Annotated in this window: 22 protein-coding genes; 14 read left to right on the top strand and 8 right to left on the bottom strand. The window is 74.1% G+C overall.

Annotation, left to right across the window (positions count from 1 at the left end):
• Positions 1 to 66: 66 nt before the first annotated feature.
• Positions 67 to 759 carry a DUF2087 domain-containing protein gene (locus ACH436_RS09700; protein ID WP_430559996.1) on the bottom strand — a complete coding sequence of 231 codons (693 nt, stop codon included), beginning with the start codon at positions 757 to 759 and terminating at the stop codon, positions 67 to 69.
• A 112-nt stretch (positions 760 to 871) separates the two neighbouring features.
• Here ACH436_RS09700 and radA point away from each other — a divergent pair, with 112 nt between their 5' ends.
• Together radA and disA are read left to right on the top strand one after the other, a co-directional pair.
• The gene (gene radA, locus ACH436_RS09695; RefSeq protein WP_430559995.1) at positions 872 to 2,302 is read left to right on the top strand and encodes a DNA repair protein RadA; all 1,431 of its coding nucleotides are present in this window, start codon (positions 872 to 874) and stop codon (positions 2,300 to 2,302) included.
• Positions 2,303 to 2,326: 24 nt separating this feature from the next.
• Entirely contained in the window at positions 2,327 to 3,412 is a 1,086-nt protein-coding gene (gene disA, locus ACH436_RS09690; RefSeq protein WP_430550624.1) for a DNA integrity scanning diadenylate cyclase DisA, read from the top strand.
• A 42-nt stretch (positions 3,413 to 3,454) separates the two neighbouring features.
• Here disA and ACH436_RS09685 read toward each other — a convergent pair whose 3' ends face one another.
• Together ACH436_RS09685 and ACH436_RS09680 are read right to left on the bottom strand one after the other, a co-directional pair.
• Positions 3,455 to 3,904 (bottom strand): GNAT family N-acetyltransferase, encoded by a 450-nt coding sequence (locus tag ACH436_RS09685; protein ID WP_430559994.1) that lies wholly within the window; start codon positions 3,902 to 3,904, stop codon positions 3,455 to 3,457.
• Between the two features lie 64 nt (positions 3,905 to 3,968).
• Positions 3,969 to 4,748 (bottom strand): hypothetical protein, encoded by a 780-nt coding sequence (locus ACH436_RS09680; protein ID WP_430559993.1) that lies wholly within the window; start codon positions 4,746 to 4,748, stop codon positions 3,969 to 3,971.
• A 241-nt stretch (positions 4,749 to 4,989) separates the two neighbouring features.
• Between ACH436_RS09680 and ACH436_RS09675 the strand changes: the two genes are divergently transcribed.
• Both ACH436_RS09675 and ACH436_RS09670 read left to right on the top strand, forming a co-directional pair.
• Positions 4,990 to 5,220, top strand: coding sequence for a hypothetical protein (locus ACH436_RS09675; RefSeq protein WP_430559992.1), 231 nt, complete (start codon positions 4,990 to 4,992; stop codon positions 5,218 to 5,220).
• Positions 5,221 to 5,606: 386 nt separating this feature from the next.
• Positions 5,607 to 6,539: an A/G-specific adenine glycosylase gene (locus ACH436_RS09670; RefSeq protein WP_430559991.1), complete on the top strand. Its 933-nt coding sequence runs from the start codon at positions 5,607 to 5,609 to the stop codon at positions 6,537 to 6,539.
• A gap of 88 nt (positions 6,540 to 6,627) precedes the next feature.
• On the opposite strand, the gene ACH436_RS09665 is transcribed toward ACH436_RS09670, so the two are convergent.
• Together ACH436_RS09665 and ACH436_RS09660 are read right to left on the bottom strand one after the other, a co-directional pair.
• On the bottom strand, positions 6,628 to 7,173 hold the full coding sequence (locus tag ACH436_RS09665) for an amino-acid N-acetyltransferase (protein WP_430559990.1): 546 nt from the start codon (positions 7,171 to 7,173) through the stop codon (positions 6,628 to 6,630).
• A gap of 57 nt (positions 7,174 to 7,230) precedes the next feature.
• Positions 7,231 to 8,184, bottom strand: coding sequence for a sugar-binding transcriptional regulator (locus tag ACH436_RS09660; RefSeq protein WP_430559989.1), 954 nt, complete (start codon positions 8,182 to 8,184; stop codon positions 7,231 to 7,233).
• A gap of 97 nt (positions 8,185 to 8,281) precedes the next feature.
• On the opposite strand from ACH436_RS09660, the gene ACH436_RS09655 reads away from it, so the two are divergent.
• From ACH436_RS09655 to ACH436_RS09635, 5 genes are all read left to right on the top strand, one after another.
• Entirely contained in the window at positions 8,282 to 10,027 is a 1,746-nt protein-coding gene (locus ACH436_RS09655; RefSeq protein ID WP_430559988.1) for a glycerol-3-phosphate dehydrogenase/oxidase, read from the top strand.
• 111 nt (positions 10,028 to 10,138) lie between these two features.
• Positions 10,139 to 10,900, top strand: coding sequence for an MIP/aquaporin family protein (locus tag ACH436_RS09650; RefSeq protein WP_430559987.1), 762 nt, complete (start codon positions 10,139 to 10,141; stop codon positions 10,898 to 10,900).
• A 75-nt stretch (positions 10,901 to 10,975) separates the two neighbouring features.
• Entirely contained in the window at positions 10,976 to 12,490 is a 1,515-nt protein-coding gene (glpK, locus tag ACH436_RS09645; RefSeq protein WP_430559986.1) for a glycerol kinase GlpK, read from the top strand.
• A gap of 238 nt (positions 12,491 to 12,728) precedes the next feature.
• Positions 12,729 to 14,030 carry an alpha/beta fold hydrolase gene (locus ACH436_RS09640; RefSeq protein ID WP_430560521.1) on the top strand — a complete coding sequence of 434 codons (1,302 nt, stop codon included), beginning with the start codon at positions 12,729 to 12,731 and terminating at the stop codon, positions 14,028 to 14,030.
• Positions 14,027 to 14,470: a hypothetical protein gene (locus ACH436_RS09635; protein WP_430559985.1), complete on the top strand. Its 444-nt coding sequence runs from the start codon at positions 14,027 to 14,029 to the stop codon at positions 14,468 to 14,470. The genes ACH436_RS09640 and ACH436_RS09635 overlap by 4 nt, the downstream gene beginning before the upstream one ends.
• Position 14,471: 1 nt before the next feature.
• Here ACH436_RS09635 and ACH436_RS09630 read toward each other — a convergent pair whose 3' ends face one another.
• Positions 14,472 to 14,852: a nuclear transport factor 2 family protein gene (locus ACH436_RS09630; protein WP_430559984.1), complete on the bottom strand. Its 381-nt coding sequence runs from the start codon at positions 14,850 to 14,852 to the stop codon at positions 14,472 to 14,474.
• A gap of 118 nt (positions 14,853 to 14,970) precedes the next feature.
• On the opposite strand from ACH436_RS09630, the gene ACH436_RS09625 reads away from it, so the two are divergent.
• The 3 genes from ACH436_RS09625 to ACH436_RS09615 all read left to right on the top strand — a co-directional run bounded on the left by ACH436_RS09625 (position 14,971) and on the right by ACH436_RS09615 (position 19,194).
• The gene (locus tag ACH436_RS09625) at positions 14,971 to 16,836 is read left to right on the top strand and encodes an FAD-dependent oxidoreductase (protein WP_430559983.1); all 1,866 of its coding nucleotides are present in this window, start codon (positions 14,971 to 14,973) and stop codon (positions 16,834 to 16,836) included.
• 139 nt (positions 16,837 to 16,975) lie between these two features.
• Positions 16,976 to 17,767, top strand: a complete 792-nt coding sequence (locus ACH436_RS09620; RefSeq protein ID WP_430559982.1) for an ABC transporter ATP-binding protein — start codon at positions 16,976 to 16,978, stop codon at positions 17,765 to 17,767.
• Positions 17,768 to 17,877: 110 nt separating this feature from the next.
• A complete protein-coding gene (locus tag ACH436_RS09615; protein WP_430559981.1) occupies positions 17,878 to 19,194 on the top strand; it encodes a hemolysin family protein in 1,317 nt (438 codons plus the stop codon).
• Between the two features lie 18 nt (positions 19,195 to 19,212).
• Here ACH436_RS09615 and ACH436_RS09610 read toward each other — a convergent pair whose 3' ends face one another.
• A complete protein-coding gene (locus ACH436_RS09610) occupies positions 19,213 to 20,691 on the bottom strand; it encodes a helix-turn-helix domain-containing protein (protein ID WP_430559980.1) in 1,479 nt (492 codons plus the stop codon).
• Positions 20,692 to 20,820: 129 nt separating this feature from the next.
• On the opposite strand from ACH436_RS09610, the gene ACH436_RS09605 reads away from it, so the two are divergent.
• Positions 20,821 to 22,773: a phosphoenolpyruvate carboxykinase (GTP) gene (locus ACH436_RS09605; protein WP_430559979.1), complete on the top strand. Its 1,953-nt coding sequence runs from the start codon at positions 20,821 to 20,823 to the stop codon at positions 22,771 to 22,773.
• Positions 22,774 to 22,847: 74 nt separating this feature from the next.
• Here the strand turns inward: ACH436_RS09605 and trpS are convergent, their stop codons facing one another.
• Positions 22,848 to 23,960, bottom strand: coding sequence for a tryptophan--tRNA ligase (trpS, locus tag ACH436_RS09600; RefSeq protein WP_430559978.1), 1,113 nt, complete (start codon positions 23,958 to 23,960; stop codon positions 22,848 to 22,850).
• 187 nt (positions 23,961 to 24,147) lie between these two features.
• Between trpS and ACH436_RS09595 the strand changes: the two genes are divergently transcribed.
• Positions 24,148 to 25,347, top strand: coding sequence for a hypothetical protein (locus tag ACH436_RS09595; RefSeq protein ID WP_430559977.1), 1,200 nt, complete (start codon positions 24,148 to 24,150; stop codon positions 25,345 to 25,347).
• Positions 25,348 to 25,351 lie beyond the last annotated feature (4 nt).

Genomic DNA, 25,351 nt, shown 5'->3' with positions numbered 1-25,351 from the left:
CCCGCAGCCTAGGGCGCCGTGCGCGGCATCGGCCGCGTCCGGCCACAGCGTGTCGACGACGCCGGCTCAACGCAGCAGCAGCTCCACCTCGGGGTGGTCGGCGAAGACCTCGAGGACGAGCTCGGCGTAGGTCTTGCCGCGCCCGGCCTCGAGGTCGTCGAGCCGCTGGCGGAACAGCGCCGTGTCGAACCACGGGTCCGCGAGCTTCGCCCGATAGTGGTCGCGCGTCGCCGCGAAGCCCAGGGCGTCGCGGGAGCGGGCGAACCCGTGCCAGACGACGGTGAGCCGGTCCGCGCCGTGCGCGGCGCCGAAGCCGCCGTGCAGCAGGTCGTCCAGCGCGTCGAGGCTCGGCCCGAGCCGCCAGTCCTCGCCCGCCATGAACACGCGGTTCAGCTCGTCGTAGAACGTGGCGATCGAGTCGACCCGGGCGGCGTCGAGGTGGAGCGTCACGTGCCCGGCGTCGTCGGCCGGGCCGACGTCGTCGAACTCCGTGACCTCCGTGCGCCAGTACTCCGCGCCGTCCCGGGTGCGGTGCACGAGGCCGAGGTCCACGAGGGCCCGGCGCGCCCCGACCGGGTCGTCGGCGATCTCCGCCAGCCGGCCGGTGAGCTCGCGCTCCCCCACGGTGTCGAGGAGGACGGGCAGGGCCCCGTGCGCGAGCCACCGGGCCACCGTCCTGCGGCGCTCCCGCCGCCGCGGCATCGTCTCCAGGCGGCCGTCGCGCAGGAAGCGGCTCACCTCCGGGGGCACGGGGACCATGCCGTCATCATCGCCGCCGTCATCGTGCGTTGTCATCGTGCGCCGTCATCGGGCGTCGTCGTCCGGCGCCACGATGGAGCGCTGTCGGTGCCAACCCCTAGCGTCGGACGACGTGAGCACCACGACGTCGTCCCGCACCCGCGCCAAGCAGTCGCGCCCCGGCTACCGCTGCACCGAGTGCGGGTGGACCACCCCCAAGTGGGTGGGCCGGTGCGGCGAGTGCCAGGAGTGGGGCACGGTCACGGACGAGGGGCCGGCGTCGGCCGGGCCGCGCACGGTGGCGACGAGCCCGGGGCGCGCGCCCGCGCGCCCCATCGGGGACATCGACGTCGCCGCCGCGCAGGCGGCGCCCACCCAGGTGCCGGAGCTGGACCGGGTGCTGGGCGGCGGCCTGGTCCCGGGCGCGGTCGTGCTGCTGGCCGGCGAGCCCGGGGTCGGCAAGTCGACGCTGCTGCTCGACGTCGCGGCCGCCTACGCGCGCGGCGCGGACGGCCACGACGCCCGCACCGTGCTGTACGTGACGGGCGAGGAGTCCGCCGGCCAGGTGCGGCTGCGCGCCGAGCGGGTCGGCGCGCTCGCTCCCACGCTGCTGCTCGCCGCCGAGACCGACCTCGGCACCGTGCTCGGCCACATCGAGGCCAACGAGCCCGACCTGCTGGTCGTCGACTCGGTGCAGACCATCGCGTCGGCCGAGGTGGACGGCGCCCCCGGCGGCGTCAGCCAGGTGCGCGAGGTCGCGGCGTCGCTCATCGCCGTCGCCAAGTCCCGCCAGGTCCCCGTGCTGCTGGTCGGGCACGTCACCAAGGACGGCACGGTCGCGGGGCCGCGCACCCTGGAGCACCTGGTGGACGTGGTGTGCCAGTTCGAGGGCGACCGGCACTCGCGGCTGCGGATGGTCCGGGCCGTGAAGAACCGCTACGGCCCCACCGACGAGGTGGGCTGCTTCGAGCTGTCCGAGCGGGGCATCATCGGGCTCAGCGACCCGAGCGGCCTTTTCCTCTCCCACCTCGGCGCGGGCGTACCGGGCACGTGCGTCACCGTGACCCTCGAGGGCCGCCGCCCGCTCGCCCTGGAGCTGCAGTCGCTGGTCGCGCCCTCGCCGCTGGCCAACCCGCGCCGCACCACCAGCGGCGTCGAGTCGTCCCGCCTCGCCATGATCCTCGCCGTCCTGCACCGGCACGCGGGCCTGCGCCTGGCCGACCAGGACGTCTACGTCTCGACCATCGGCGGCGCGCGCGTGACCGAGCCTGCCGCCGACCTGGCGACGGCCCTCGCGATCGTCTCGGCCCGCACCGGGGAGCCGCTGCCCACCGGCACCGTCGCGGTCGGCGAGGTGGGTCTCGCGGGCGACATCCGTCCCGTCACCGGCCTGGACCGGCGGGTCGGCGAGGCCGCGCGGCTCGGCTTCGTGCGCGCCGTCGTCCCCGCCGGGACGTCGGTCAGGGCGCCCGCGGGGATGCAGCTGCTGGAGGCCCGTCACCTCGCGGAGGCGGTCGAGCTCGCAGGGGTCGGCGTCCGATCGGCGGATCGCCGGGGCGAGTGACTCCTGAAGCCGTAGGATGCCCCCGTGGCTCCCTCCTCCGTGCACTCCGATGCCCTGCTCAGGGAGACCCTTGCCGCGGTCGCCCCCGGCACCGAGCTGCGTGACGGGCTGGAACGGATCCTGCGTGGGCGCACCGGCGCGCTCATCGTGCTCGGTCTCGACAAGACGGTCGAGCAGATGTGCTCCGGCGGCTTCGAGCTCGACGTCCAGTTCTCGGCCACGCGCCTGCGCGAGCTGTCGAAGATGGACGGCGCCTGCGTGCTCGACCACGACGCCACCCGCATCCGCCGCGCCGCCGTGCAGCTGCTGCCCGACCCGTCGATCGAGACCAGCGAGTCCGGCACCCGGCACCGCACCGCCGAGCGCGTGGCCAAGCAGTCCGGGCTGCCGGTGATCTCGGTCAGCCAGTCGATGCGGATCATCGCGATCTACGTCGGGTCGCACCGGCACGTGCTGGAGGACCCGGACACGATCCTCGGCCGCGCGAACCAGGCGCTCGCCACGCTCGAGCGGTACCGGTCCCGCCTCGACGAGGTGTCCGGCACGCTCTCCGCGCTCGAGATCGAGGACCTCGTCACCGTGCGCGACGTGTGCTCCGTCGTCCAGCGCCTCGAGATGGTCCGCCGGATCTCCGAGGAGATCGACGGGTACGTCGTGGAGCTCGGCGCCGACGGCCGCCTCCTCGCCCTGCAGCTCGACGAGCTCATCGGCGGTATCGGCGCCGACCGCGACTTCGTCGTGCGGGACTACGTGGAGCTCGAGCGCAGCGGCCGTTCCCTCGCCGGCGTGCACGCGGACCTCGCCGCCCTCGACTCCGCGCAGCTGCTCGACCTCGGCCACATCGGGCGCGTGCTCGAGCTGCCCGGCGGCGGGGTGGCGCTCGACGCCGCCGTCGCACCGCACGGGTACCGCCTGCTGTCCAAGGTGCCGCGCCTTCCCGCCGCCATCATCGAGCGGCTGGTCGGGCACTTCGGCGGCCTGCAGAAGCTCCTCGCCGCGAGCGTCGACGACCTCATGGCCGTCGACGGCGTCGGCGAGCAGCGCGCACGCGCCGTGCGCGAGGGCCTGTCGCGCCTCGCCGAGTCCAGCATCCTCGAGCGCTACGTCTGACACCGGCCGTCCCGCCTGCCGCCGGGCGCGACGACCCGCGGGTCACCCCGCCAGCGCCAGGCGCCACGCCACCTCGCGGTCCAGCTGACCGGTCTGCCGGAACAGCCGCACCTGCTGCGCGTCGGGCAGGGCGGCCGCGAGCGCGTCCGTCGTCGATCGGACGAACCCGAGCCGCTGCCAGAACGGCCCCGAGCGCCGGGAGAACAACCACGCCGTGGAGGCCCCGGAATCCCGGGCGCGCTCGACGGCGAACGTGGCCGCCGCGAGCCCGGCACCCCGGCCGCGCAGGTCGGGACGCACGGCCGTGCTGCGAATCAGGGCGTGCCGACCGTCCCCGCTGAGCTCGTAGCCCGCGCTCGCCGCGATCCCCGCATCGTCGCGCCGGACCCACAGCCGCACCGCCGGCGCGTCCAGGCCGGCCACGGTGAGGTCGGCACCCCGCAGGAAGTCGGACAGGTCGGGGACGTCGCCGGGGCGGACGGGTTCGAGCACTCCGGCACGCTACGCGAGGTTCGCCGCGCCGCGCCGCACGGTCCGCGGTCGGGTCGCCTCGCGGTCAGCGCGCGGCTTTCTCGTCCTCCGCAGCCTTCTTGGCGGCCGCACCGTCGGCGCCGTCAACGCCCCGGTCGCGGGTGCCGGCGTCGGCCTTCGCCTCCGCGTCGCTGTCGTCGTCCCCGTCGTCGGTCCCGGCAGCGTCCCCCTCCGCGCCGGCCGCGGCGGAGTCCTTCGCCTCGCCGTCCGACGCCGGGGCGCCGCTCGCGCCCGGCTCGGGCGTGGCCCGCGGCTTCGCCTTCGCCGCGACCGTGAACGTCACGGGTTCGCTCGCGGCGCCCGGGACGTCCTCGAGCGTCGCGGTGGCCTGGTACGTGCCCGCCCCGACGGCCGGCGCCTTCTGGGCGCAGCCCTGGACGGACTTCCAGTGCACCTCGCCGGCGTCGACCCCCTCCGGCCCGAGCAGCAGCGGCCGGGACCCTTCGGCGCAGTCCGCGGACGACCAGATCGTCTCCTTGCCGGTCTCGTCGGTGATCGTCACCGCCCGGCTGGCAGCGGCGCCGTCGAACAGGCAGGGCACGCGGCCCACGTTCGTGACGCGCACCATGAAGGACATCGGGGTGCCCTCGGTGACGGTCGTCGCGCTGGACGACAGCCGCAGGTCCACCGCTTCGGCCCGGCACGTGGTGGCGGGCCCGCCGACGTCCAGCGGCTCGGGCGCCGCCACCTTGTCGGCGGGCAGGCTCTCGGGACCGGCGAGCAGGTTCCGCGCGCCGTCCACGGCCAGGCCCACGCCGTAGCCGCCCGCGGCGCCCACCGCGCACAGCAGCACCACGACCAGCATCGAGACGATCAGCGAACGGCGGCTGCGGCGCGGCGCCGTCGCGCGCGGCCGACGGCTCGCTGTCCTGCGGGACGACGCCGAGCGTGAGCCCGCGCGCGACCCTCCCGGGGCCACCAGCTGCGACGCCGTCGCGACGCGGCGGTCGCCACGGCGAGCGCCTCCCGCGCGGGACGACGGCGAGCCCGACTGCCGCGACGAGGCCGCGCGCGATCCCGAGGAGCGCGCCGCCGAGGAGGACGAGGTGCGCGACGTGGCCGACCGCGACGTGGCCGACCGCGACGTCGACGAACGAGCGCTGGACGGCCGGCCCCCCGACGCGCTGCCGGAGGACCGGCCGGACGCCGTCGCGCCGCCCCGCGAGGCGGCGCCACGCGAGCCGCCCTGCGCCGATCCCTTCGAGGCGGGCCGCCCGCCGCCCTTCGGAGCGCTCTTCTGGGTGCTCTTCTGGGTGCTCTTCTGCGCGCCCTTCTGAGGCCCCTTCGCAGCGCTCTTCGATGCGCCCTGGGTGCCCCCCGACGCCGTCCTGCGCGCCCCGCCGCCGGACCGCCCCGTGCCCGCGGAGCCGGTCCGCCCTGCTCCGGAGCGCGCGCCGGAGCCGCGCGAGGTGCCGGCACCTCGACGCCCGTCGTCCGCACGTGCCACGGGCCATCCCTCCGTCTCGATCGTGCCGCGGCGCCACCGTACGACGCACGCCCCCACCTGCGGCGGAGCCGCGCCGCCGTCGCACCCACCCGCCGACCTGTCAGGACCAGCGCCCGGTATACGTGGCGCTGGTCCTGACACCTCGCGCGCGCCCCGGACCTGTCAGGGCCAGCGCCCGGTATACGTGGCGCTGGTCCTGACAGCTCGTGGGCGAGAATGGGCGCCGTGCCCGTCAGCTCCGCCCCGCTCCGCCCGACGTCGTCCGCGCCGGAGACGTCGGACGCGCTCGTCGCGCGCACCGTCGCGTGGTTCGACGACGCCGCCCGCGACCTGCCCTGGCGGCGTCCGGACCGCACGCCGTGGGGCGTGCTCGTCAGCGAGGTGATGCTCCAGCAGACGCCCGTGGTCCGGGTCGAGCCGGTGTGGCGGACCTGGCTGGAGCGGTGGCCGACGCCGGCCGACCTCGCCGCGGCGCCCACGGCCGACGTCCTGCGCGCCTGGGACCGGCTCGGCTACCCGCGCCGCGCGCTGCGCCTGCAGCAGTGCGCGGCCGCGATCGTCGAGCGGCACGACGGCGCCGTGCCGGACGACGAGGAGGCGCTGCGGGCCCTGCCCGGCATCGGCGAGTACACGGCGGCCGCGGTACGCGCATTCGCGTTCGGGCGCCGCTCCGTCGTCGTCGACACCAACGTGCGGCGCGTGCTGGCCCGCACCCTCGGGGGCACCGCGCTCGCCGCGCCCTCCCCCACGGCCGCGGAGCGCGACCTCGCCGCCGGCGTCGTGCCCGACGACGACGCCGACGCCGCGCGCTGGGCGGCCGCGTCCATGGAGCTCGGCGCCGTCGTGTGCACCGCGCGGGCCCCGCGCTGCGGCGCCTGCCCGGTCGCCGACCTGTGCGCGTGGCGCGCCGCCGGCCACCCGCCCGACGCGCACGCGCACCGCCGGCGCACGCAGGCCTGGCACGGCACCGACCGCCAGGTGCGCGGCCGGGTCATGGCGGCGCTGCGTGCCGCCGTCGAGCCGGTGCCCCGCGCCCTGCTGGCCGACTCCGGTCCCGACCAGGCCCAGGTCGACCGGTGCCTCGGCGGCCTCGTCGAGGACGGCCTCGTCGAGCAGGACGACGCCGGCCGCTACCACCTGCCCACCTGACCCGTTGTGAGCGCAATTTCGGGGACTATCCGGCCGCGGATAGTCCCCGAAATCGTGCTCACAACATCGCGGGCAGGGCCGTCAACGGTCAGAGCTCGAGCAGCATCCGGGTGTTGCCGAGGGTGTTGGGCTTCACGCGCGCCAGGTCGAGAAACTCGGCGACGCCGTCGTCGTGGGAGCGCAGCAGCTCGGTGTACACCTCGGCGTCGACGGGCGTGCCGTCGATCTCACGGAACCCGTGGGTGCGGAAGAAGCCCACCTCGAAGGTCAGGCAGAACACCCGGCGCAGCCCCATCCGGCGGGCGCGCTCGACGAGCCCCTCGACGATCGCGTGCCCCACCCCGCGACCCCGCCAGGCCGGGTCGGCGGCGAGGGTGCGCACCTCGGCGAGGTCGTCCCACATGACGTGCAGCGCACCGCACCCCACGACGCCCCCGTCGGCGTCCGCCGCCACCAGGAACTCCTGCACGGCCTCGTAGTAGCCGACCATCTCCTTGGCCAGCAGGATGCGGCGCTCGGCATACGGCTCCACGAGGCGGCGCACCGCCCGCATGTCGGCCGGCAGCGCGGCGCGGACGGCGAACGACGCGCCGTGGTCCTGGGGCCGGCGGTCCCCGGCCGGTTCCGGAAGCACGCCGTCACTCTACGGTCGCGCCCCCGCCCCGGCGCGGGCGTCCCGGTGCACGGACGTTCACCCTTCCTCCACGAGCGCGGCGGCCGTGACCTCGTCGATGACGAGGTCCGTGACCACCCCGGCCGCGAGCGCCGCCCGCAGGGCCGCCACCTTGTTGCCGCCCGCGACGGCGCACAGCCGCCGCGGGACCCGGCGCAGCTCGGCGGGGGCGGGGCCGGTGGCCCGGGCGTTGAGGGGGATGTCGCGGTAGGTGCCGTCGGCGCGCACGAAGACGGTGCAGACGTCTCCCACCACCCCCTCGGCGTCCAGCACGGCCACGTCGTCCGGGTCGAGGTACCCGGCGGAGTACACGTGCGACGGCACGCCCCCGGTGAGGGCGCCCACGGAGAACAGGGCGATGTCGGCGCGGCCCTGGACGTCGAGCACGCGGCGCACGGACCGCTCGCGCCACATCGCGGCCTTGGTCTCGGCGAAGTCGAAGAAGGCCGGCACGGGGAAGTAGTGCACGGACGCGTCGAAGGCGGTGCCGAAACCGGAGATCAGGTCCCCCGCGTAGCTCATGCCGGAGGTCCGCATGTTGGCGGCGCCGTTGAGCTGCACGACGGCGGACCCACGGGTCGGCTTGTGGGGCAGGTGCTCGGTGATCGCCGCCAGGGTGGTCCCCCAGGCCACGCCGAGCACCATGTCGGAGTCGAACCAGCGCGCCAGGAGCCGCGCGGTCGTGATGGAGACCTGCTGCAGCCGGTCGTCGTCGGTGGAGGAGTCCGACACGGGCACCACGTAGGCGTCGATGCCGTGCCGCTCGGCGATCTCCTGCCCCAGCCCGGGCGCCCGCGACGGGCCCGGGCGCAGCGTGATCTCGACGACGCCGGTCTCCCTCGCGCGCTTGATCAGCCGGGACACGGTGGAGCGTGACGTGCGCAGGTGCCGCGCGATCGTCTCCATCTTCATGTCCTGCAGGTAGTACATCGTCGCGGCCATGACCACGTCGCGTTCCCGGTAGGTCGCCATGCCCTCAGCATGCCCCACTGCACGTTTGTGCACCCAGGTTGCGCGGACGTGCTGGCGGTGCTGACCTGGGAGCGTCGTCGATCGGAAGGAACCCACGATGGCCTCCACCCGGCTCACAGCCGAGTCACGCACCCAGGCCCTCGCCGCGCTCAAGGCGTCCCAGGACCCCAGCGGCGAGCTCGACGTGCTCGTCGTCGGCGGCGGGGTCACCGGCGCCGGCATCGCGCTCGACGCCGCCACCCGCGGCCTGTCGACCGCGATCGTCGAGGCGCAGGACTGGTCGTCGGGCACCTCCAGCCGCAGCAGCAAGCTGGTGCACGGCGGGCTGCGCTACCTGCAGATGCTCGACTTCCACCTCGTCAAGGAGGCGCTCACCGAGCGTGACCTCCTCCTCAAGGACATCGCCCCCCACCTGGTCAAGCCGGTGCCGTTCCTGTACCCGCTGGAGCACCGGCTGTGGGAGCGCGCGTACGTCGGGGCCGGCATCGCGCTCTACGACACGCTCGCCTCGCTCGCCCCGGGACGCCGGGCCATGCCGCTGCACCGCCACCTGTCGCGGCGGCGGATGGCGACCAAGTTCCCCGACCTCGCGCACGACGCCGCCATCGGGGCCGTGCAGTACTGGGACGCGTCCGTCGACGACGCCCGGCTCGTGTCCACGCTCGTGCGCACGGCCGTGAGCTACGGCGCGCACGCGGCGGCACGCACCCAGGTCGTCGCACTGACCAAGGGCGCCACGGGGGCCGTGAACGGCGCCGTCCTCGTCGACCTCGAGAGCGGCGAGGAGATCACCGTCCGCGCCCGCCACGTCATCAACGCGACCGGCGTGTGGACCGAGGACACGGAGGCGCTGGCCGGCGACACCGGCGGGCTGCGGGTCCTGGCGTCCAAGGGCGTGCACATCGTCGTCCCGCGCGAGCGCATCAAGGGCTCGGTCGGCCTGATCCTGCAGACCGAGAAGTCCGTGCTGTTCGTCATCCCGTGGTCCCGCTACTGGGTGGTCGGCACGACCGACACCCCGTGGACCCAGGACCCGACGCACCCGGTCGCGACCGCCCAGGACATCGACTACGTGCTGGACCACGCCAACGCGGTGCTGGCCCACCCGCTGTCCCGCGACGACATCATCGGCACCTACGCCGGCCTGCGACCGCTGCTGCAGCCCGGCACCAAGGAGGGCACCAGCTCCGCCAAGGTGTCGCGCGAGCACACCGTCGCCAGCCCGGTGCCCGGCCTCACCGTCATCGCCGGCGGCAAGCTCACGACCTACCGCGTGATGGCGAAGGACGCCGTGGACTTCGCCATCGGCCAGCGTGCCGCCGCGCTGCCCTCGATCACGCACCAGATTCCGCTGCTGGGCGCCGTCGGCCTGCAGGCCACGCGACGCCTGGCGCGCACCTGGGCGGCGCGGTTCGGGTGGAAGCCGCAGATGGTGGACCACCTGCTGCACCGCTACGGGTCGTCGCTGCGGGAACTGGTCGAGCTGTGCGAGCAGGACCCGTCGCTCGCCCGGCCGCTCGAGCACGCCCCCGCGTACCTGCGCGCCGAGATCCACTACGGCGTCAGCCACGAGGGTGCGCTGCACCTCGAGGACCTGCTGCTGCACCGCACCCGCCTCGTCTACGAGGTCGCAGACCGCGGCGTGGCGGCGCTGCCCGAGATCGCCGACCTCGTCGCCCCGCTCCTCGGCTGGGACGACGCGACCAAGCAGGCCGAGATCGACGCCTACACCGCCCGCGCCCAGGCCGAGGACGCGGCGGAGGACGAGCCCGACGACGCCAGCGCGGAGGCCGTACGCCTCGGCGCCCCCGACGTCGCCGCCATGCAGCCCCTGCGGGGCTGATCCGAGCCCGGTCGGGCGTCCGGCCGGGATTCCCGCAGGGCTCTGCCTGTCGCGGGCGCTCTCCGACCCCGGAGAGGACAACGTGGTCCCTCAAGAGAAAGAGAACCGACGATGGACTCATTGATCATGCAGGCGTTCTGGTCCGAGATCCTCGGGACCGCGACGCTGATCCTGCTGGGCGCCGGCGTCGTCGCCAACGTGGTGCTCCCGAGAACCAAGGGCTTCAACGGCGGCTGGCTGCTCATCAACTTCGGGTGGGGCCTCGCGGTCTTCGCGGGTGTCTTCACCGCGTACAAGTCCGGCGCGCACCTCAACCCTGCCGTGACGATCGGGCTGTACACGGCGCAGCAGCCGTTCGCGACGCTCACCGGCCCCGAGGGGCGGGTCACCGCCACGATCGAGCCGACCGTGAGCAACATGTTCATCTACTTCGCCGCGGAGATGATCGGCGCCATCATCGGTGCCGTGCTCGCGTTCATCGCGTACAAGAAGCACTTCGACGAGGACGCCCCGGGCGCCACCAAGCTCGCGGTGTTCTCCACCGGCCCGGAGATCCGCTCCTACACCTGGAACTTCATCACCGAGGTCATCGCGACCTTCGTGCTGGTGTTCTTCGTCGTCGTCTCCGGCAAGACGCCGCACCAGCTCGGGCCGCTCGCGGTCGCGCTCATCGTGGTCGCGATCGGCGCCAGCCTCGGTGGCCCGACGGGGTACGCGATCAACCCGGCGCGTGACCTCGGCCCCCGCATCGCGCACGCGTTCCTGCCCATCAAGGGCAAGGGCTCCAGCGACTGGGCGTACTCCTGGGTGCCCGTCGCCGGCCCCCTGGTGGGCGGCGTGCTCGCCGGCCTGCTCGGCGCGGCCTACTCCTGACCGACCCCGCCGGCCGGGCCGCCGAGGCCCGGCCGGCACCCCGCACCACCCACACCGACGTGAAGGGCAACCCCCATGGCTGACTACGTCCTCGCCATCGACCAGGGCACGACGAGCTCGCGTGCCATCGTCTTCGACCACTCCGGCCGGATCGTCTCCACCGGCCAGCTGGAGCACGACCAGATCTTCCCCAAGGCGGGCTGGGTCGAGCACAACGCCGAGCAGATCTGGAGCAACGTGCGCGAGGTGGTCGGGCTGGCGCTCACGCGCGGCAACCTGGCGCACACCGACCTCGCCGCCATCGGCATCACCAACCAGCGCGAGACCGCCGTCGTGTGGGACAAGAACACCGGCAAGCCGGTGTACAACGCGATCGTGTGGCAGGACACCCGCACGCAGGCGATCGTCGACGAGCTCGGCGGCTCCGAGGGCGCCGAGAAGTACAAGTCGATCGTCGGCCTCCCCCTCGCCACCTACTTCTCCGGCCCCAAGGTCAAGTGGATCCTCGACAACGTCGAGGGCGCGCGCGAGGCCGCCGAGAAGGGCGACCTCCTGTTCGGCAACACCGACACGTGGGTGCTGTGGAACATGACCGGGGGCCCCGACGGCGGCGTGCACGTCACCGACGTCACCAACGCGTCGCGCACGATGCTCATGGACCTCGACACCCTGAGCTGGCGCGAGGACATCGCCGCCGACATGGGCATCCCGCTGTCGATGCTGCCCGAGATCCGCTCCTCCTCGGAGGTGTACGGGACGGGCCGTGCCCGGGGCCTGGTGCCCGGCGTCCCGATCGCCGGCATCCTCGGCGACCAGCAGGCCGCGACGTTCGGCCAGGCGTGCTTCGAGGTCGGCACCGCGAAGAACACCTACGGCACCGGCAACTTCATGCTGCTCAACACGGGCACGGAGAAGGTGCCGAGCAAGAACGGCCTGCTCACCACGGTCTGCTACAAGATCGGCGACGCCGCACAGGTGTACGCGCTCGAGGGCTCCATCGCCGTCACGGGTTCCCTCATCCAGTGGCTGCGGGACAACCTCGGCATGTTCGAGGACGCCCCCGACGTCGAGTGGCTGGCCCGCAAGGTCGAGGACAACGGCGGCGCCTACTTCGTGCCCGCGTTCTCCGGCCTGTTCGCCCCGTACTGGCGACCCGACGCCCGCGGCGCGCTCGTCGGGCTCACCCGGTACGTCAACCGCAACCACATCGCGCGCGCGGCGCTGGAGGCCGTGGCGTTCCAGACCCGCGAGGTCGTCGACGCCATGAAGAAGGACTCCGGCGTCGACCTCACCGAGCTCAAGGTCGACGGCGGCATGGTCCAGAACGAGCTGCTCATGCAGTTCCAGGCCGACCAGCTCGGTGTCGACGTCGTGCGGCCCAAGGTCGCCGAGACGACGGCGCTCGGTGCCGCCTACGCCGCCGGCATCGCCGTCGGGTTCTGGAAGGGCGAGGAGGACGTCACCGCGAACTGGGCGGAGGACAAGCGCTGGTCGCCGGCCATGGCCGAGGACGAGCGCGAGCGGCTCTACCGGTCGTGGAAGAAGGCGGTCACGAAGACGTTCGACTGGGTCGACGCTGACGTTGAGTAGTCCGTAGACCGAAACCTCGGTGCTGCCGCTGAGGGGACGGCATCGCTTCGCCCGGACGCGTTCACGGGCGCCAGGGCGCCCTCCACTTCGGGAGGGATACGTCCAGGCGAAGCGATGCCGTCCCCTCAGCTCTGCGTCCGGCCTCTGCCTGTGGTGGGTGCTGGGGGTGGGTGCTGTGCTCCGCTCCGCCGTTGGCCGGTGGCCCGTAGGCCGCCCGCCTACCCTTGCTCTCGTGAGCATCACGTCCCCGCGCGAGTACACGATCCCCGGCGTCCACGTCACCGACCGCACCCTGACGGTCCCGCTGGACTGGTCGCACCCCGACGACGGGCGCACCATCTCGCTGTTCGTGCGCGAGCTCGTGGACCCGACGAGGAAGTCCGACGACCTGCCGCTGCTGGTCTTCCTGCAGGGCGGCCCCGGCGGCAAGGGCCCGCGCCCCACCGGCCCGGACGGCTGGGTGGGCGAGGCGCTCAAGCGGTTCCGCGTGGTCCTGCTCGACCAGCGCGGCACGGGTCGCTCGACGGCGGTGCGCGCCGGCGCGCTCACCGCGCTCGGGTCCGCTGAGGCGCAGGCCGAGCACCTGACGCACTTCCGCGCCGACTCGATCGTCGCCGACGCCGAGCACGTGCGGAAGACCGTCTACGGCGGCCGCCGCTGGTCGACGCTCGGCCAGTCGTACGGCGGGTTCCTCACGCTCACCTACCTGTCGCGGGCCCCCGAGGGCGTGGCCGCGTCGTACGTCACCGGCGGGCTCGCGGGCCTGACCGCGAGCGCCGAGGACGTCTACCGCCGCACCCAGCCGCGCGTCGTCGCGAAGAACGCCCTCTACCGCGAGCGGTACCCCGACGACGTCGAGCGCGTCGCCCGGATCGCCGACCGGATCTCCGCCGGCGACGTGCGCCTGCCCGGCGGCGACCTGCTCACGGTCGAGCGGTTCCAGACCCTCGGCATGGCCTTCGGCATGGGCCCGGGCTTCGAGCGCGTGCACTGGATCGTGGACGAGGCCTTCGACGAGGGCGCTCCCGACGAGCTGACCGACACGTTCCTCGCGGAGGTGGAGGCGGCCACCGGCTTCGCCACCAACCCGATGTACGCCGTCCTGCACGAGTCGATCTACGCGCAGTCCGGCACAGGCGCCACGGCGTGGGCCGCGCAGCGCGTGCGCGACGAGGACGCGTCGTTCGACGCCGGCGCGCGCCCGCTGCTGTTCACGGGCGAGATGATCTACCCCTGGATGTTCGAGCAGCTCGCGGAGCTGCGCCCGTTCGGCCCCGCTGCCGAGGCCCTGGCGGCCCGCACCGACTGGGACGACCTGTACGACCTCGACGTCCTCGCCCGCAACGAGGCGCCGCTCGAGGCCGCCGTCTACCACGACGACATGTTCGTGGACGCCGGGCTCTCGCTGGAGACGGCCGCGCACGTCGGGAACGCTCGCGCCTGGGTGACCAACGAGTTCGAGCACGACGGCCTGCGCCTGGGCGACGTGCTCCCCAAGCTCCTGGCACGGATGGACGCGCGCGGCGGCGCACGGTCATGACCGGACCGGCGGCGGAAGGGCCGTCCGACAGCCCCGACGGAGATGACGGCTCCGGACCCGGCTGGTTCGCCTACGCTCCGCTGTCCGGCCAGGTCTTCATCCCCCGACGCGGGTCGGCGGGCATGCCCGTCCCGCCCTCGCACGACCCGTACCGGGTCCGACTCATGAACGAGTACACGGTCAAATGGCCGATCTGGGTCGGGACCGACCCCGCCCGGAAGGCCGTGGTCGCGGAGGCCGTGGACGACGCGCTCACGGCCCGGCTGCGCGCATGGGCGGACGTCTTCAACGCGCACTACAGCTACGAGCACGGCTGGGACGACCCGCACGTGGCCGCGGCGCACCGGACCGAAGGCGAGGCACTGCGCGACGCCCTCGCCGCCGTCCTTCCCGAGCCGTGGCACGTGGAGCTCCACTACTGGGAGACGAATGGCGCCTGACTCAGGTGGCCGCCGTCCAGGCCTTCCCCGGCCAGTACGCCCACTCCTCGAAGTCCGCCACGCGACCGTCGTCGGCGAAGCGCAGCACCCACAGGTCGCGGTACTCCTGCTCCCGCGGCGCCGTGTAGCGGACCTCCAGGCGCACGACGGCGACGTCGCCGTCGACGGCGAGGGTCTCGGCCGTCATCGTGAACGCGGCGCCCTCGTCCACGGTCCAGAACCCGCGGATCGCGTCGTGGCCGACGAGCTCCTCGGGGTCGTAGGGCGAGCGCGCGTACCTCGCGTCGGGCGTGAAGAGCCGCTCGACGGCGTCGGCGTCGGCGTCGCGCCACGCCGCCTCGTACGCGGCGACCCACTGCCGCACCGACTCCCGATCCACCATGCGTGCAGTATGACCGGCGCCGGGATACGTCGCCCGGGCGGGACGTCGCTGCAGGTGGGGGCACATTTTCGCTACCGTGCGGTGCGTCGAGTCCCCGAACGCCAGGAGCTGATCGCCCATGTCCCACGACTCCCCCGTGCCCGCCGACCACGCGCCCGACAGTCCGGTGCTCGAGACCGACGTCCTCGTCGTCGGGACCGGTCCGGCGGGCGCCTCGGCCGCCCTCTTCCTCGCGACGTACGGCACGCGGGTGATGGTGGTGACCAAGTACGGCCGCCTCGCCGACAGCCCCCGCGCGCACATCACCAACCAGCGCACGATGGAGGCGCTGCGCGACATGGGGGTCGAGGACGTCCTCCTGGCCGAGGCCACGCCGTGGGACTCGATGGGCAACACGACGTTCTGCACGAGCCTGGCCGGCGAGGAGCTCGGGCGCATCCCCTCCTGGGGCACCGACACCGCCCGGCGCGCCCGGTACGAGCTGCAGAGCCCGTGCCCGATGGTCGACGCGCCGCAGACCATCACCGAGCCGATCCTCGTGCAGGCCGCGCAGGAGCGCGGGGCGACGGTGCGCTTCGACACCGAGTACCTCGAGCACGTGCAGGACGCCGACGGCGTCACCACCACGGTGCGCGACCGGCTCACGGGGGCGACCTACCGGGTGCGTTCGCGCTACCTCGTCGGCGCCGACGGCGCCCGCAGCACCGTCGCGGAGCACCTGGACCTGCCCTACGAGGGGCCCGGAGCGGTGGGCGGGTCGATGAGCATCGTGTTCGAGGCGGACCTCTCCCGCTTCGTGGCCCACCGCCCCGCCGTCCTGTACTGGATGCTGCAGCCGGGTGCGGAGCGCGAGGGCGTGGGGCTCGGCGTGCTGCGCATGATCAAGCCCTGGAACGAGTGGATGCTCATGTGGGGCTACGAGGTCGCCGCCGGCCCGCCGGAGCTCACCGACGAGTTCGTGCGCGAGCTCGCCGTGAACCTCGTGGGCACCGACGACTTCGAGATGCGCGTGAAGTCGGCATCCCCCTGGACGGTGAACCACCACTACGCCACGACCCTGTCGAAGGGGCGCGTCTTCTGCGTGGGCGACGCCGTCCACCGGCACCCTCCGACGAACGGGCTGGGCTCCAACACCTCGATCCAGGACTCCTACAACCTCGCCTGGAAGCTCGCGCACGTCGTCGCCGGGACGGCCGACCCGGCGCTGCTCGACTCCTACGACGCCGAGCGGGCCCCGGTCGCGAGGCAGATCGTCGAGCGTGCCAACCAGAGCATCGCCGACACCGGCCGCATCCTGGCCGCGCTGGAGCTCGAGGACACGAGCGACCCCGCCCGGCTGGAGGCCCAGCTGGAGCTCCGCAAGGCGCCGGGCCCGGACGGCGAGCGGGTGCGGGCCGCCCTGCGCGAGGCGATCGCGTACAAGCAGTACGAGTTCGACGCCCACGGCGTGGAGCACAACCACCGGTACGCCTCGGGCGCGGTCCTGCCGGACGGCACGCCGGAGCCCGAGTACACGCTCGACCCCGAGCTCTACGCCCAGCCCACCACCTGGCCGGGCGCGCGGATCCCGCACACCTGGGTGACCGTCGACGGCGCCCGGACCTCGACGCTCGATCTCGTCGGCCGGGGGCGGTTCGCCGTCGTCACCGGGATCGGCGGCGACGCGTGGGTCGACGCGGCGCGAGAGCTCGGCGAGGAGCTCGGGCTCGACCTCACGACCGTCGCGGTGGGCCCCGGCCAGCAGGTCGAGGACCCGTACGGCACCTGGGCGGCCCTGCGGGAGACGGAGGACTCCGGGGTGCTGCTGGTCCGCCCGGACCTGCACGTCGCCGCCCGCCGGGCGAGCGCCCCTGCCACGGCGGCCGAGGCACGCGCGTGGCTCGCCGAGGCGCTGTCGACCGTCCTCGGCCGGGGCACGACCGCGGCGAGCACGACGTCCGGAGAGCCCGAGGAGCCCGCCGAGGCCGTGCTCGCCACCGTGTGACGGGCACCCTCGCGGCCCGGCGTGAGAGTCCCGCCGCCCTCGTCAGCGAGGGCGGCGGGAACCGCGGGGTACCGTCGTTCGTCGGACTGTCGGGCCGGCCCTGTCGTCCGGCGCACGCACACACGAAGGTGACACCAGCATGAGCTCGACCTCCTCCGCCCCGATCCTGCGCGCGACCGACCTCGTGGTCGGCTACGGCGGCCCCGCGATCCTGGAGGGGATCGACCTGGAGCTGCTGCCCGGGGCGGAGCCGGTGGGCGTCGTCGGCGAGTCCGGCGCGGGCAAGTCGACGCTGGTGCAGGCCCTGCTCGGGCAGCTGCGCATCCGTGAGGGCCACGTGACGTTCCAGGGCCGCACGGTGGCCAAGCTCGGGCGGCGGGACAAGAAGAAGTTCCGCGCGGCGGTGCGCACGGTCGCGCAGAACGGGCTCGACGTCGACCTGCGGTGGACGGTCGAGCGCGCCGTCTCCGGGGCCCTGACCGAGGCCCGCAAGGCCGGCCGGGCGAGCGGCCGCACCGTGACGGACCTGCTGGACGACGTCGCCCTCGAGCCGCACTTCGCGAAGCGCGCGATCTACTCGCTCTCCGGCGGGGAGAAGCAGCGCCTCGCGCTCGCGCTCGCCCTGGCCACCCGCCCGGGGGCGCTGCTGCTCGACGAGCCGCTCACCGCCGTCGACCCGGCGATGCGCGGCGAGATCGTGCGCCGGCTCACCGACGCCACCCGCGCCGAGGGCACCGCCGTGCTGCTGGTCTCGCACGACGTCGAGCTCGTCGGCCGCCTGTGCCCCACGGTGCACGTGCTCGCGGACGGCACGTTCGTCGCCTCGGGTCCGATGAGCGACGTCCTCGCGTCCGGCACCGACGACGACGCGCACCCCGCCGTGCGCGGCCTCGCGGAGGCCGCTCCCCTCGCGGCGCAGCGCTTCCGCTGACCGCCCGGTCCGTCCCGGCGGAACCGAGCCGCGCCGCGACGCGTTGACGGGGGTGACGACCCCGGGGCGACCGTCGGCGCCTCGGCCGGCGACCGACCGAGAGGATCCCGGTGGACGCGGACACCTGGTGGAACATCGCGCTCGTCCTGCTCTTCGTGCTCCTGGGCGGTGTCTTCGCCGGCACGGAGTTCGCCTTGGTCTCGCTGCGGGGCACGCAGATCGACCAGCTCGAGCGCAGCGGGCCACGCGGGCGACGTGTCGCGGGCATCGCCCGGGACCCCAACCGCTTCCTGGCCGCCGTCCAGATCGGCGTCACCGTCGCCGGCTTCTTCTCCGCGGCGTACGGGGCGTCCACGCTGGCGCCCGACGTCGCTCCCGCGCTCGAGGCCGTGGGGCTGCCCGCGGGCGTCGCGGCGCCGGCCGCGCTGGTCGGGCTCACCCTCGTCATCGCGTACCTGTCCCTCGTGCTCGGCGAGCTCGTGCCGAAGCGGATCGCGCTGCAGCGCACGGCGCAGGTCGCGCTCGTCGTCGGCCCGCCGCTGGACCGCTTCGCGGTGCTCATGCGGCCCGTCATCTGGCTGCTGTCCCGTTCCACGGACGCCGTGGTGCGCCTGCTGGGCGGCGACCCGACCGTGCGCTCCGAGGAGATCACCGAGCAGGAGCTGCGTGACCTCGTCTCCGCCCACCCGGGCCTGCACGAGGACGAGCGGCGCATCCTGTCCGACGTCTTCGCCGCCTCCGAACGCAGCCTCGGCGAGGTGATGCGGCCCCGCGGCGACGTCGTCTTCCTCCAGGCGGACCTGTCGCTCGCCGACGCCGAGGAGCGCACGCGCGACCAGCCCTACTCCCGGTATCCCGTCACCGGCGAGGACGTCGACGACGTGCTGGGGTTCGTGCACGTGCGCGACCTGGCCCGCGGCGCGGGATCGCCCTCCGGCGGTCGGCGCACCGTGCGCGACGTGGCACGACCGGTGCTCGACCTGCCGGCGACCGGACGGCTGCTGCCGACGCTCGCCGAGATGCAGCGCACGCGCACCCACCTTGCGCTGGTCGTCGACGAGTACGGCGGGACGGACGGCATCGTCACCCTCGAGGACCTCGTCGAGGAGCTGGTCGGCGACATCCGCGACGAGCACGACCCGCTCGCCGCGGTGCACGTGGCGGGCACCTACGACGCCGGGCTGACGATCGAGGACTTCGCCCGGCTCTCCGGCGTCGAGCTGCCCGACGGACCGTACGAGACCGTCGCGGGCTACGTCCTCGCCCGGCTCGGTCGCCTCGCCGAGGAGGGCGACCGTGTGGTCGTCGACGGCGCGGTGGCCGACGGCGAGGTGTCCGACGGCGAGACCGGCGACGACACCGGTGGCCGCGCCCTGCGCGTCACCGTCGTGCAGGAGCGACGGATCCGCGAGGTCCGTCTCGAGTGAGCGGCCCCCGGCCGCTCGTCAGGGCCGGGACGCGTCGGGCGCGTGGCGCTGCAGGAAGGCGAGGACGTCGGTGTCGTCGACGCCGGGGAACGCCCCGCGCGGCAGCGCGGCGAGCACCTGCTGGTGCATGCGGGCGCTCGGCCAGGCGACGCCGTCCCACCGCTCGGCGAGGTCGGCGGGCGGGCGCTGGCAGCACGCCGGGTCGGGGCAGGTGGAGGCGTGCCGCACCTGCGTGTCCCGGCCGCGGAACCACTTGGCGTGCGCGTAGGGCACGCCCACGGTGATGGAGAACTGCCGTCCGTCCGCGCCCGTGCCGGTCTGCACCGAGTCCCAGAACGTGCCCGCCGGGGTGTCGGTGTACTGGTACGACTCGGTGGCCCGGTCGCGGCGGGTGAACGCCTCGCGTCCCGCCCACCACCGGCACACCAGCTGCCCCTCGATCGCGCCGGTGACGTCCTGCGGCAGGGGCAGCCCGTCGTTGGCGTAGCCGCGGAACAGGGCGCCGTCGTCGCCCACCCGCAGGAAGTGCAGCGGGATGCCGAGGTGCACCGTCGCGAGGTTCGTCAGGCGCATCGCCGCGGCCTCGTGCGTGACGCCGAACGCGTCGCGGAAGTCCTCGACCGCGAGGTCCTTCTCGCGCTTGCGCCGCTGCAGGAACTCGACCGCTACGGACTGCGGGATGAGGCAGCTCGCCGCGAAGTACGTGATCTCCACCCGCTGGCGCAGGAACTCGGCGTAGCTGCGCGGACGCTCGTGCCCCAGGACGCGGTGCGCGATCGCCTGCAGCGCGAGCGACCTCAGGCCGTGCCCGCCCGGGATGGACGCCGGCGGCAGGTAGATCCGGCCGTTCTTCAGGTCGGTGACCGATCGCGCCGACCGCGGCAGGTCGTCGACGTGCAGCAGGGTGAGCCCCAGCTGCTCGGCCATGCGCGCCACCGTGCGGTGCGTGAGGGCGCCCGCACCGGCATACCCGGCGCGCTTGGTCAGCTCCTCCCCGAGCGCCTCGATCTGGGGGAAGTAGTTGTCGCGCTCCTGTCGCTCGTGGCGCAGCTCCGTGTTGGCGCGGCGCGCCTCCTCCGGCGTGGCGATCGCCTCCTCCTCGCGCCGCGACAGCTCGGAGTGCAGGCCGACGAGCTGCTCGAGCACCGGCATCGGGAGCTTCTGGCTGGGCTTGACCGACGGCAGGCCAAGGGCGCCGAAGAGCGGACCGCGCTGCGCCCGCTCGAGGGCGATCTCCAGCTCCGCCCGGCGCGACGGCGGCTCGTCGGCGAGGAGGTCGGGCACGGCCACGCCGACGGCCCCCGCGATCGACCGCAGCAGCGACAGCCGCGGCTCGCGCCGCCCGTTCTCGACGAGGGACAGCAGGCTGGGTGCCGCGCCCACGCGTTCCCCGAGCGCCTCGAGGGTGAGCCCGCGGGAGGTGCGGGCGTGCCGGATGCGCCGGCCGAGGGTGATGAGGTCCGGGGACTCCGCCCCGGGCGCGTCCTTCGCAGCCATGCTTTGACGTTACGTGAAGATCGGCCGATCTTCACGGCCGATCGGCTGGAAAGTCGGTTCCCCGGAGGAGCACGCTGGAGGGAGCCCACCCGGCTCAGCACGCCGGGGCCACGACGGACGGAGCATCCGATGACCTTCACCGCGAACCCGCGCCGCACGCGACTCGCGATCGCCGAGCTCGCCCCGGACATGCTGGCCCCCAGCACGACGACGCCGCGCGAGCAGGCGGGCCCCGCGCCGTCGCGCGCCGAGGCGGCCGCCGGGGTCTCCGCGACGTCCCGCCGGGACGCCCGCGCGTGGGTGCGCCAGGTCGCCGAGCTCACGCAGCCCGACGAGATCGTGTGGTGCGACGGGTCGGCGGCGGAGAAGCAGCGCCTGCTCGACGGCATGGTCGAGGTGGGGACGCTGATCAAGCTCGACGAGGCGAAGCGCCCGAGCTCCTACCTCGCCCGGTCGAACCCGTCCGACGTCGCCCGCGTCGAGTCGCGCACCTTCATCTGCTCGGAGCGCGAGGAGGACGCCGGGCCGACGAACAACTGGCGGGCGCCCGGCGAGATGCGCCAGGTGCTGGCGGGCCCCGACGGCGTCTTCGCGGGGTCGATGCGCGGCCGCACCATGTACGTGGTGCCGTTCTCCATGGGGCCCGTCGGCGGGCCGATCTCGCAGGTGGGCATCGAGATCACCGACTCGCCGTACGTCGTCGTGTCGATGCACGTCATGACCCGGGTCTCGCGCGAGGTGCTCGACCTCATCGACGCCGGCCAGCAGTGGGTGCCGGCCGTGCACTCCGTGGGCGCCCCGCTGGCCGACGGCGAGCAGGACGTGCCGTGGCCCTGCAACGACACCAAGTACATCGTCCACTACCCGGAGACGCGCGAGATCTGGTCGTACGGCTCCGGGTACGGCGGCAACGCCCTGCTCGGCAAGAAGTGCTTCGCGCTGCGCATCGCGTCCGCGATGGCGCGCGACGAGGGCTGGCTCGCCGAGCACATGCTGCTGATCCGGGTGACGTCCCCGGAGCAGCGGCAGTACCACCTGGCCGCCGCCTTCCCCAGCGCCTGCGGCAAGACGAACCTCGCCATGCTGCGCCCGACGATCCCCGGCTGGACGGTCGAGACGCTCGGCGACGACATCGTGTGGATGCGCCCCGGCCCCGACGGGCGCCTGCGCGCGATCAACCCCGAGGCGGGCTTCTTCGGCGTCGCGCCGGGCACCGGCGTCGAGACCAACCCGACGGCGATCGACACCCTCACCCACGACGTCATCTTCACGAACGTGGCCCTCACCGACGACGGCGACGTGTGGTGGGAGGGGCTCACGCCCGAGCCGCCCGCCCACCTGACCGACTGGCAGGGCAACGACTGGACGCCCGGCTCGGACACGCCCGCCGCGCACCCGAACTCGCGCTTCACCGTGTCGGCGGCGCAGTGCCCGTCCATCGCGGACGCCTGGGAGGACCCGGCGGGCGTCCCCGTCGACGCGATCGTCTTCGGCGGGCGCCGCGCCACCAACGTGCCGCTCGTGACCCAGGCGACCAGCTGGGACCACGGCGTGTTCATGGGCGCCACGATCAGCTCCGAGCGCACGGCCGCCGCCGAGGGCACGGTCGGCGAGCTGCGTCGCGACCCCTTCGCGATGATGCCGTTCTGCGGGTACAACATGGCGGACCACTGGGCGCACTGGCTCGCGGTGGGCAAGGGGCTCGAGGCCGACAAGCGCCCCAAGGTGTTCCAGGTGAACTGGTTCCGCAAGGGCGAGGACGGCGGCTTCCTGTGGCCCGGGTTCGGCGAGAACTCCCGCGTCGTGGAGTGGATCGTCACGCAGCTCGACCGGGCGCACGGGCTGCGCACCGACGCGGGTGCGGTGCACTCCCCCGTCGGCCTGCTGCCCGCGGAGGGCGCGCTGCGCACCGACGGCCTCGACCTGTCCGACGACGACCTCGCCGCCCTCTTCGACGTGCCCGCCGAGGCGTGGCTCGCGGAGACGGCCCTGACGGGCGAGTTCTTCGACACCTTCGGCGACCGCGTGCCCGAGCAGCTCTGGGCGCAGCTCTCCCTGCTGCGCGAGCGGCTCGGCGCGTGACCCACTGACCCGGGCCCGCCGGAGAGGCACCGGCGGGCCCGTACCCACCGAGGCATCGTGCGTTCCTGGGGTCGTCAGGCGTAGACCGTGCCCATGAGCTCGCGGACGTCGGCGAGCGTGCGCTCGGCGACCTCGTTCGCCCGCGCGTTGCCCCGTGCGAGGACGTCGCGGACGACGGCGGGACCGTCGGCCGCCAGCGCGGCCCGCCGCTCGCGCAGGGGGCGCAGGCCCTCGACGACGGCCTCCGTCACGACCGCCTTGAGGCGCCCCGCCCCGGCGTCGCCGACCGACGCGGCGAGCTCCTGCGGCGTCGTGCCCGCGAAGTGGGCGCCGATGCGCAGCAGGTTCGCCACCTCGGGTCGGCCCTCCGGGTCGTAGGCGACGTTCCGCTCGGAGTCGGTGCGGGCGCGGCGGAAGAACCGCGCCGTCTCGTCCTCGGTGGCGCGCAGCTCCAGGGCGTTGCCGCGCGACTTGCTCATCTTGGCGCCGTCGTGGCCGAGCACGGTGAGCGACGGCGTGAGCAGCGCGTCCGGCTCCGGGAAGTACGGGCTCGCCGCGGCGTAGCGCTGGTTGAACCGCCGGGCCACGGTCCGCGTCGTCTCCAGGTGGGGCAGCTGGTCCAGCCCGACGGGGACGAGGTTGCCGTGGCAGAACAGGATGTCCGCGGCCTGGTGCACCGGGTAGGTGAAGAGCAGGCCGGACATGCCTCGCCCCTGCCGCCGCTCGGCGTCGGCGGCCTCCGCCTTGACGGTGGGGTTGCGCTCCAGCTCCGCCACGCTCACCAGGGACAGGAACGGCAGCAGGAGCTGGTTCAGCGCCGGCACGGCCGAGTGGGTGAAGACCGTGGAGCATGCCGGGTCGATGCCCGCCGCGAGGTAGTCGAGCACGACCTCGCGCACGACGGCGGGCAGGTCGCCCGCGTCGTCACGGTCGGTGATGACCTGGTAGTCCGCGACGACGAGCACCACCTCCACCCCGGCGTCCTGCAGGCGCACGCGGCTGTCGAGCGTGGCGAGCAGGTGGCCCAGGTGCAGGGCGCCCGTCGGCCGGTCGCCGGTGAGGACACGGAAGCGGGAAGGGTCGCGGGCCAGCTCGCCCTCGAGCTCGGCGGACCGGGCCTGCGCGACGGCGGCGCTCGCCGTCGCGGCGTCGGGCAGGGGCATGGTCAGGACGGTCGGTGCGGTCATCGGGTCGGCTCCTCAGGGGATCGCCACCCGTCGGACCGGTCCGGACACGGAGGCGTCCCGGCTGCGACGGGCAGCTCGGGACGGGGACGTGGGCGCGTCGGTCAGGGCTGCGGAGGCAGCCACCACCAGCACGCGCGCGTCGTCATGACGTCAGCCTACGCCTCCGCGCCCAGGCAGAATACGGGTCGTGATCCGCTGCCTGTTCGCCCTGTCCCTCGGCGTGCTCGTGGCGTCGATCCTCGGTGACGCCCTCACGGGCGACCCGCTCTACGGCACTCTGCTCGTCGTCGCGATCGTGGTGGCGAGCATCGCCCTGCCCCTCACCATCATCGGCAGCGTGACGAGCGGGATGGGGCTCCACGACCCGAAGAAGGTGGCCGCGGCGAAGGCGGCCGGCCGCACGACGCTCGCCCGGGTGACCGGGATCAGAGCCACCGGCTCGGCCGTCAACGACCAGCCGGTGTGCGAGCTCGAGCTGCTGGTCGTGTCCCGCCAGGGGCACGGTCCGTACCGCACCACGCTCCGGCAGGTGGTGAACCTCGCCCGGCTGCCGTCCCTGCAGCCGGGGGCGGTGGTCGTCGTGACGCAGCTCGACCCCGAGCGGCCCGAGGTCGCGCTCGACGACGCCCCGGACCCCGACTGGCAGCGGCGCGCCGAGACCGACCGGCAGGTCCGCGACCTGCCCACCGCCGACGTCTGGGTGGCGCCGCGGCGCGGGCGGGCGCCGGGCGCGATCCGGCGCATCCCGTTCGTCGTCTTCCCCGTGCTGGCCGTGCTCGGCCTCGCCGGCGCGCTGTACCCGGCGTGGGACGAGGTGGGCCGGCTGGTCGAGACCCGCTCGATCGACACCGTCCGCGCGGAGCACGACGCCGCGGCCGCCGCCGAGACGTCGATGTTCACGCCGGGGAACCTGCGGCCGGCGCTGGACGCCGTCCTCGCGCTGTCCGGCGACGACGTCACGGAGGTCTACGTCTACGACCAGTGGGTGCGGGTCACCGCCCCCACCTCGCCGGGAGCCACCACGACCGACGAGTGGCAGTACCGCGACGGCGAGGCGACCCACGAGGGCGCGTCGCTCATCCAGCCGGAGCCCGAGGACGTCCCCCGGCAGCTGTTCGACGCCTCGGAGATCGACTGGGAGGACCTGCCGCCGCTGTTCGACGAGACGGAGCGCCTCACCGGCATCGACGACGCCGACGACCCGATGCTGTGGGTCGCGCGCAAGGTCTGGGCCGACGAGAAGCCCAGCGACCCGCAGGTCCACGTGTACGTCTCCGACGACTACTACGACGGCTCGGTGGACTTCGCTGTCGACGGCACGGTGGTCGACGCGTACGGCGGGGCGCCCGGCTCCGAGGTCGCCGCCGCGGCGGAGGACGACGCCTGAGCCC

It is taken from the genome of Isoptericola sp. NPDC019693 (assembly GCF_044389085.1).
Lineage (GTDB): Bacteria > Actinomycetota > Actinomycetes > Actinomycetales > Cellulomonadaceae > Isoptericola.
The sequence above is the reverse complement of the archived record's forward strand: the minus strand, read 5'-3'. Positions and strand labels throughout refer to the sequence as shown.

Excerpts from the sequence above, each read along its gene's own strand:
- ACH436_RS09700 (WP_430559996.1), bottom strand. The coding sequence starts at position 759 with ATGGTCCCCGTGCCCCCGGAGGTGAGCCGCTTCCTGCGCGACGGCCGC.
- ACH436_RS09680 (WP_430559993.1), bottom strand. The coding sequence starts at position 4,748 with ATGCTGGTCGTGGTGCTGCTGTGCGCGGTGGGCGCCGCGGGCGGCTAC.
- ACH436_RS09670 (WP_430559991.1), top strand. The coding sequence starts at position 5,607 with ATGGGCGCCGTGCCCGTCAGCTCCGCCCCGCTCCGCCCGACGTCGTCC.
- ACH436_RS09660 (WP_430559989.1), bottom strand. The coding sequence starts at position 8,184 with ATGGCGACCTACCGGGAACGCGACGTGGTCATGGCCGCGACGATGTAC.
- ACH436_RS09655 (WP_430559988.1), top strand. The coding sequence starts at position 8,282 with ATGGCCTCCACCCGGCTCACAGCCGAGTCACGCACCCAGGCCCTCGCC.
- ACH436_RS09650 (WP_430559987.1), top strand. The coding sequence starts at position 10,139 with ATGGACTCATTGATCATGCAGGCGTTCTGGTCCGAGATCCTCGGGACC.
- glpK (WP_430559986.1), top strand. The coding sequence starts at position 10,976 with ATGGCTGACTACGTCCTCGCCATCGACCAGGGCACGACGAGCTCGCGT.
- ACH436_RS09635 (WP_430559985.1), top strand. The coding sequence starts at position 14,027 with ATGACCGGACCGGCGGCGGAAGGGCCGTCCGACAGCCCCGACGGAGAT.
- ACH436_RS09630 (WP_430559984.1), bottom strand. The coding sequence starts at position 14,852 with ATGGTGGATCGGGAGTCGGTGCGGCAGTGGGTCGCCGCGTACGAGGCG.
- ACH436_RS09625 (WP_430559983.1), top strand. The coding sequence starts at position 14,971 with ATGTCCCACGACTCCCCCGTGCCCGCCGACCACGCGCCCGACAGTCCG.
- ACH436_RS09620 (WP_430559982.1), top strand. The coding sequence starts at position 16,976 with ATGAGCTCGACCTCCTCCGCCCCGATCCTGCGCGCGACCGACCTCGTG.
- ACH436_RS09610 (WP_430559980.1), bottom strand. The coding sequence starts at position 20,691 with ATGGCTGCGAAGGACGCGCCCGGGGCGGAGTCCCCGGACCTCATCACC.
- ACH436_RS09605 (WP_430559979.1), top strand. The coding sequence starts at position 20,821 with ATGACCTTCACCGCGAACCCGCGCCGCACGCGACTCGCGATCGCCGAG.
- trpS (WP_430559978.1), bottom strand. The coding sequence starts at position 23,960 with ATGACCGCACCGACCGTCCTGACCATGCCCCTGCCCGACGCCGCGACG.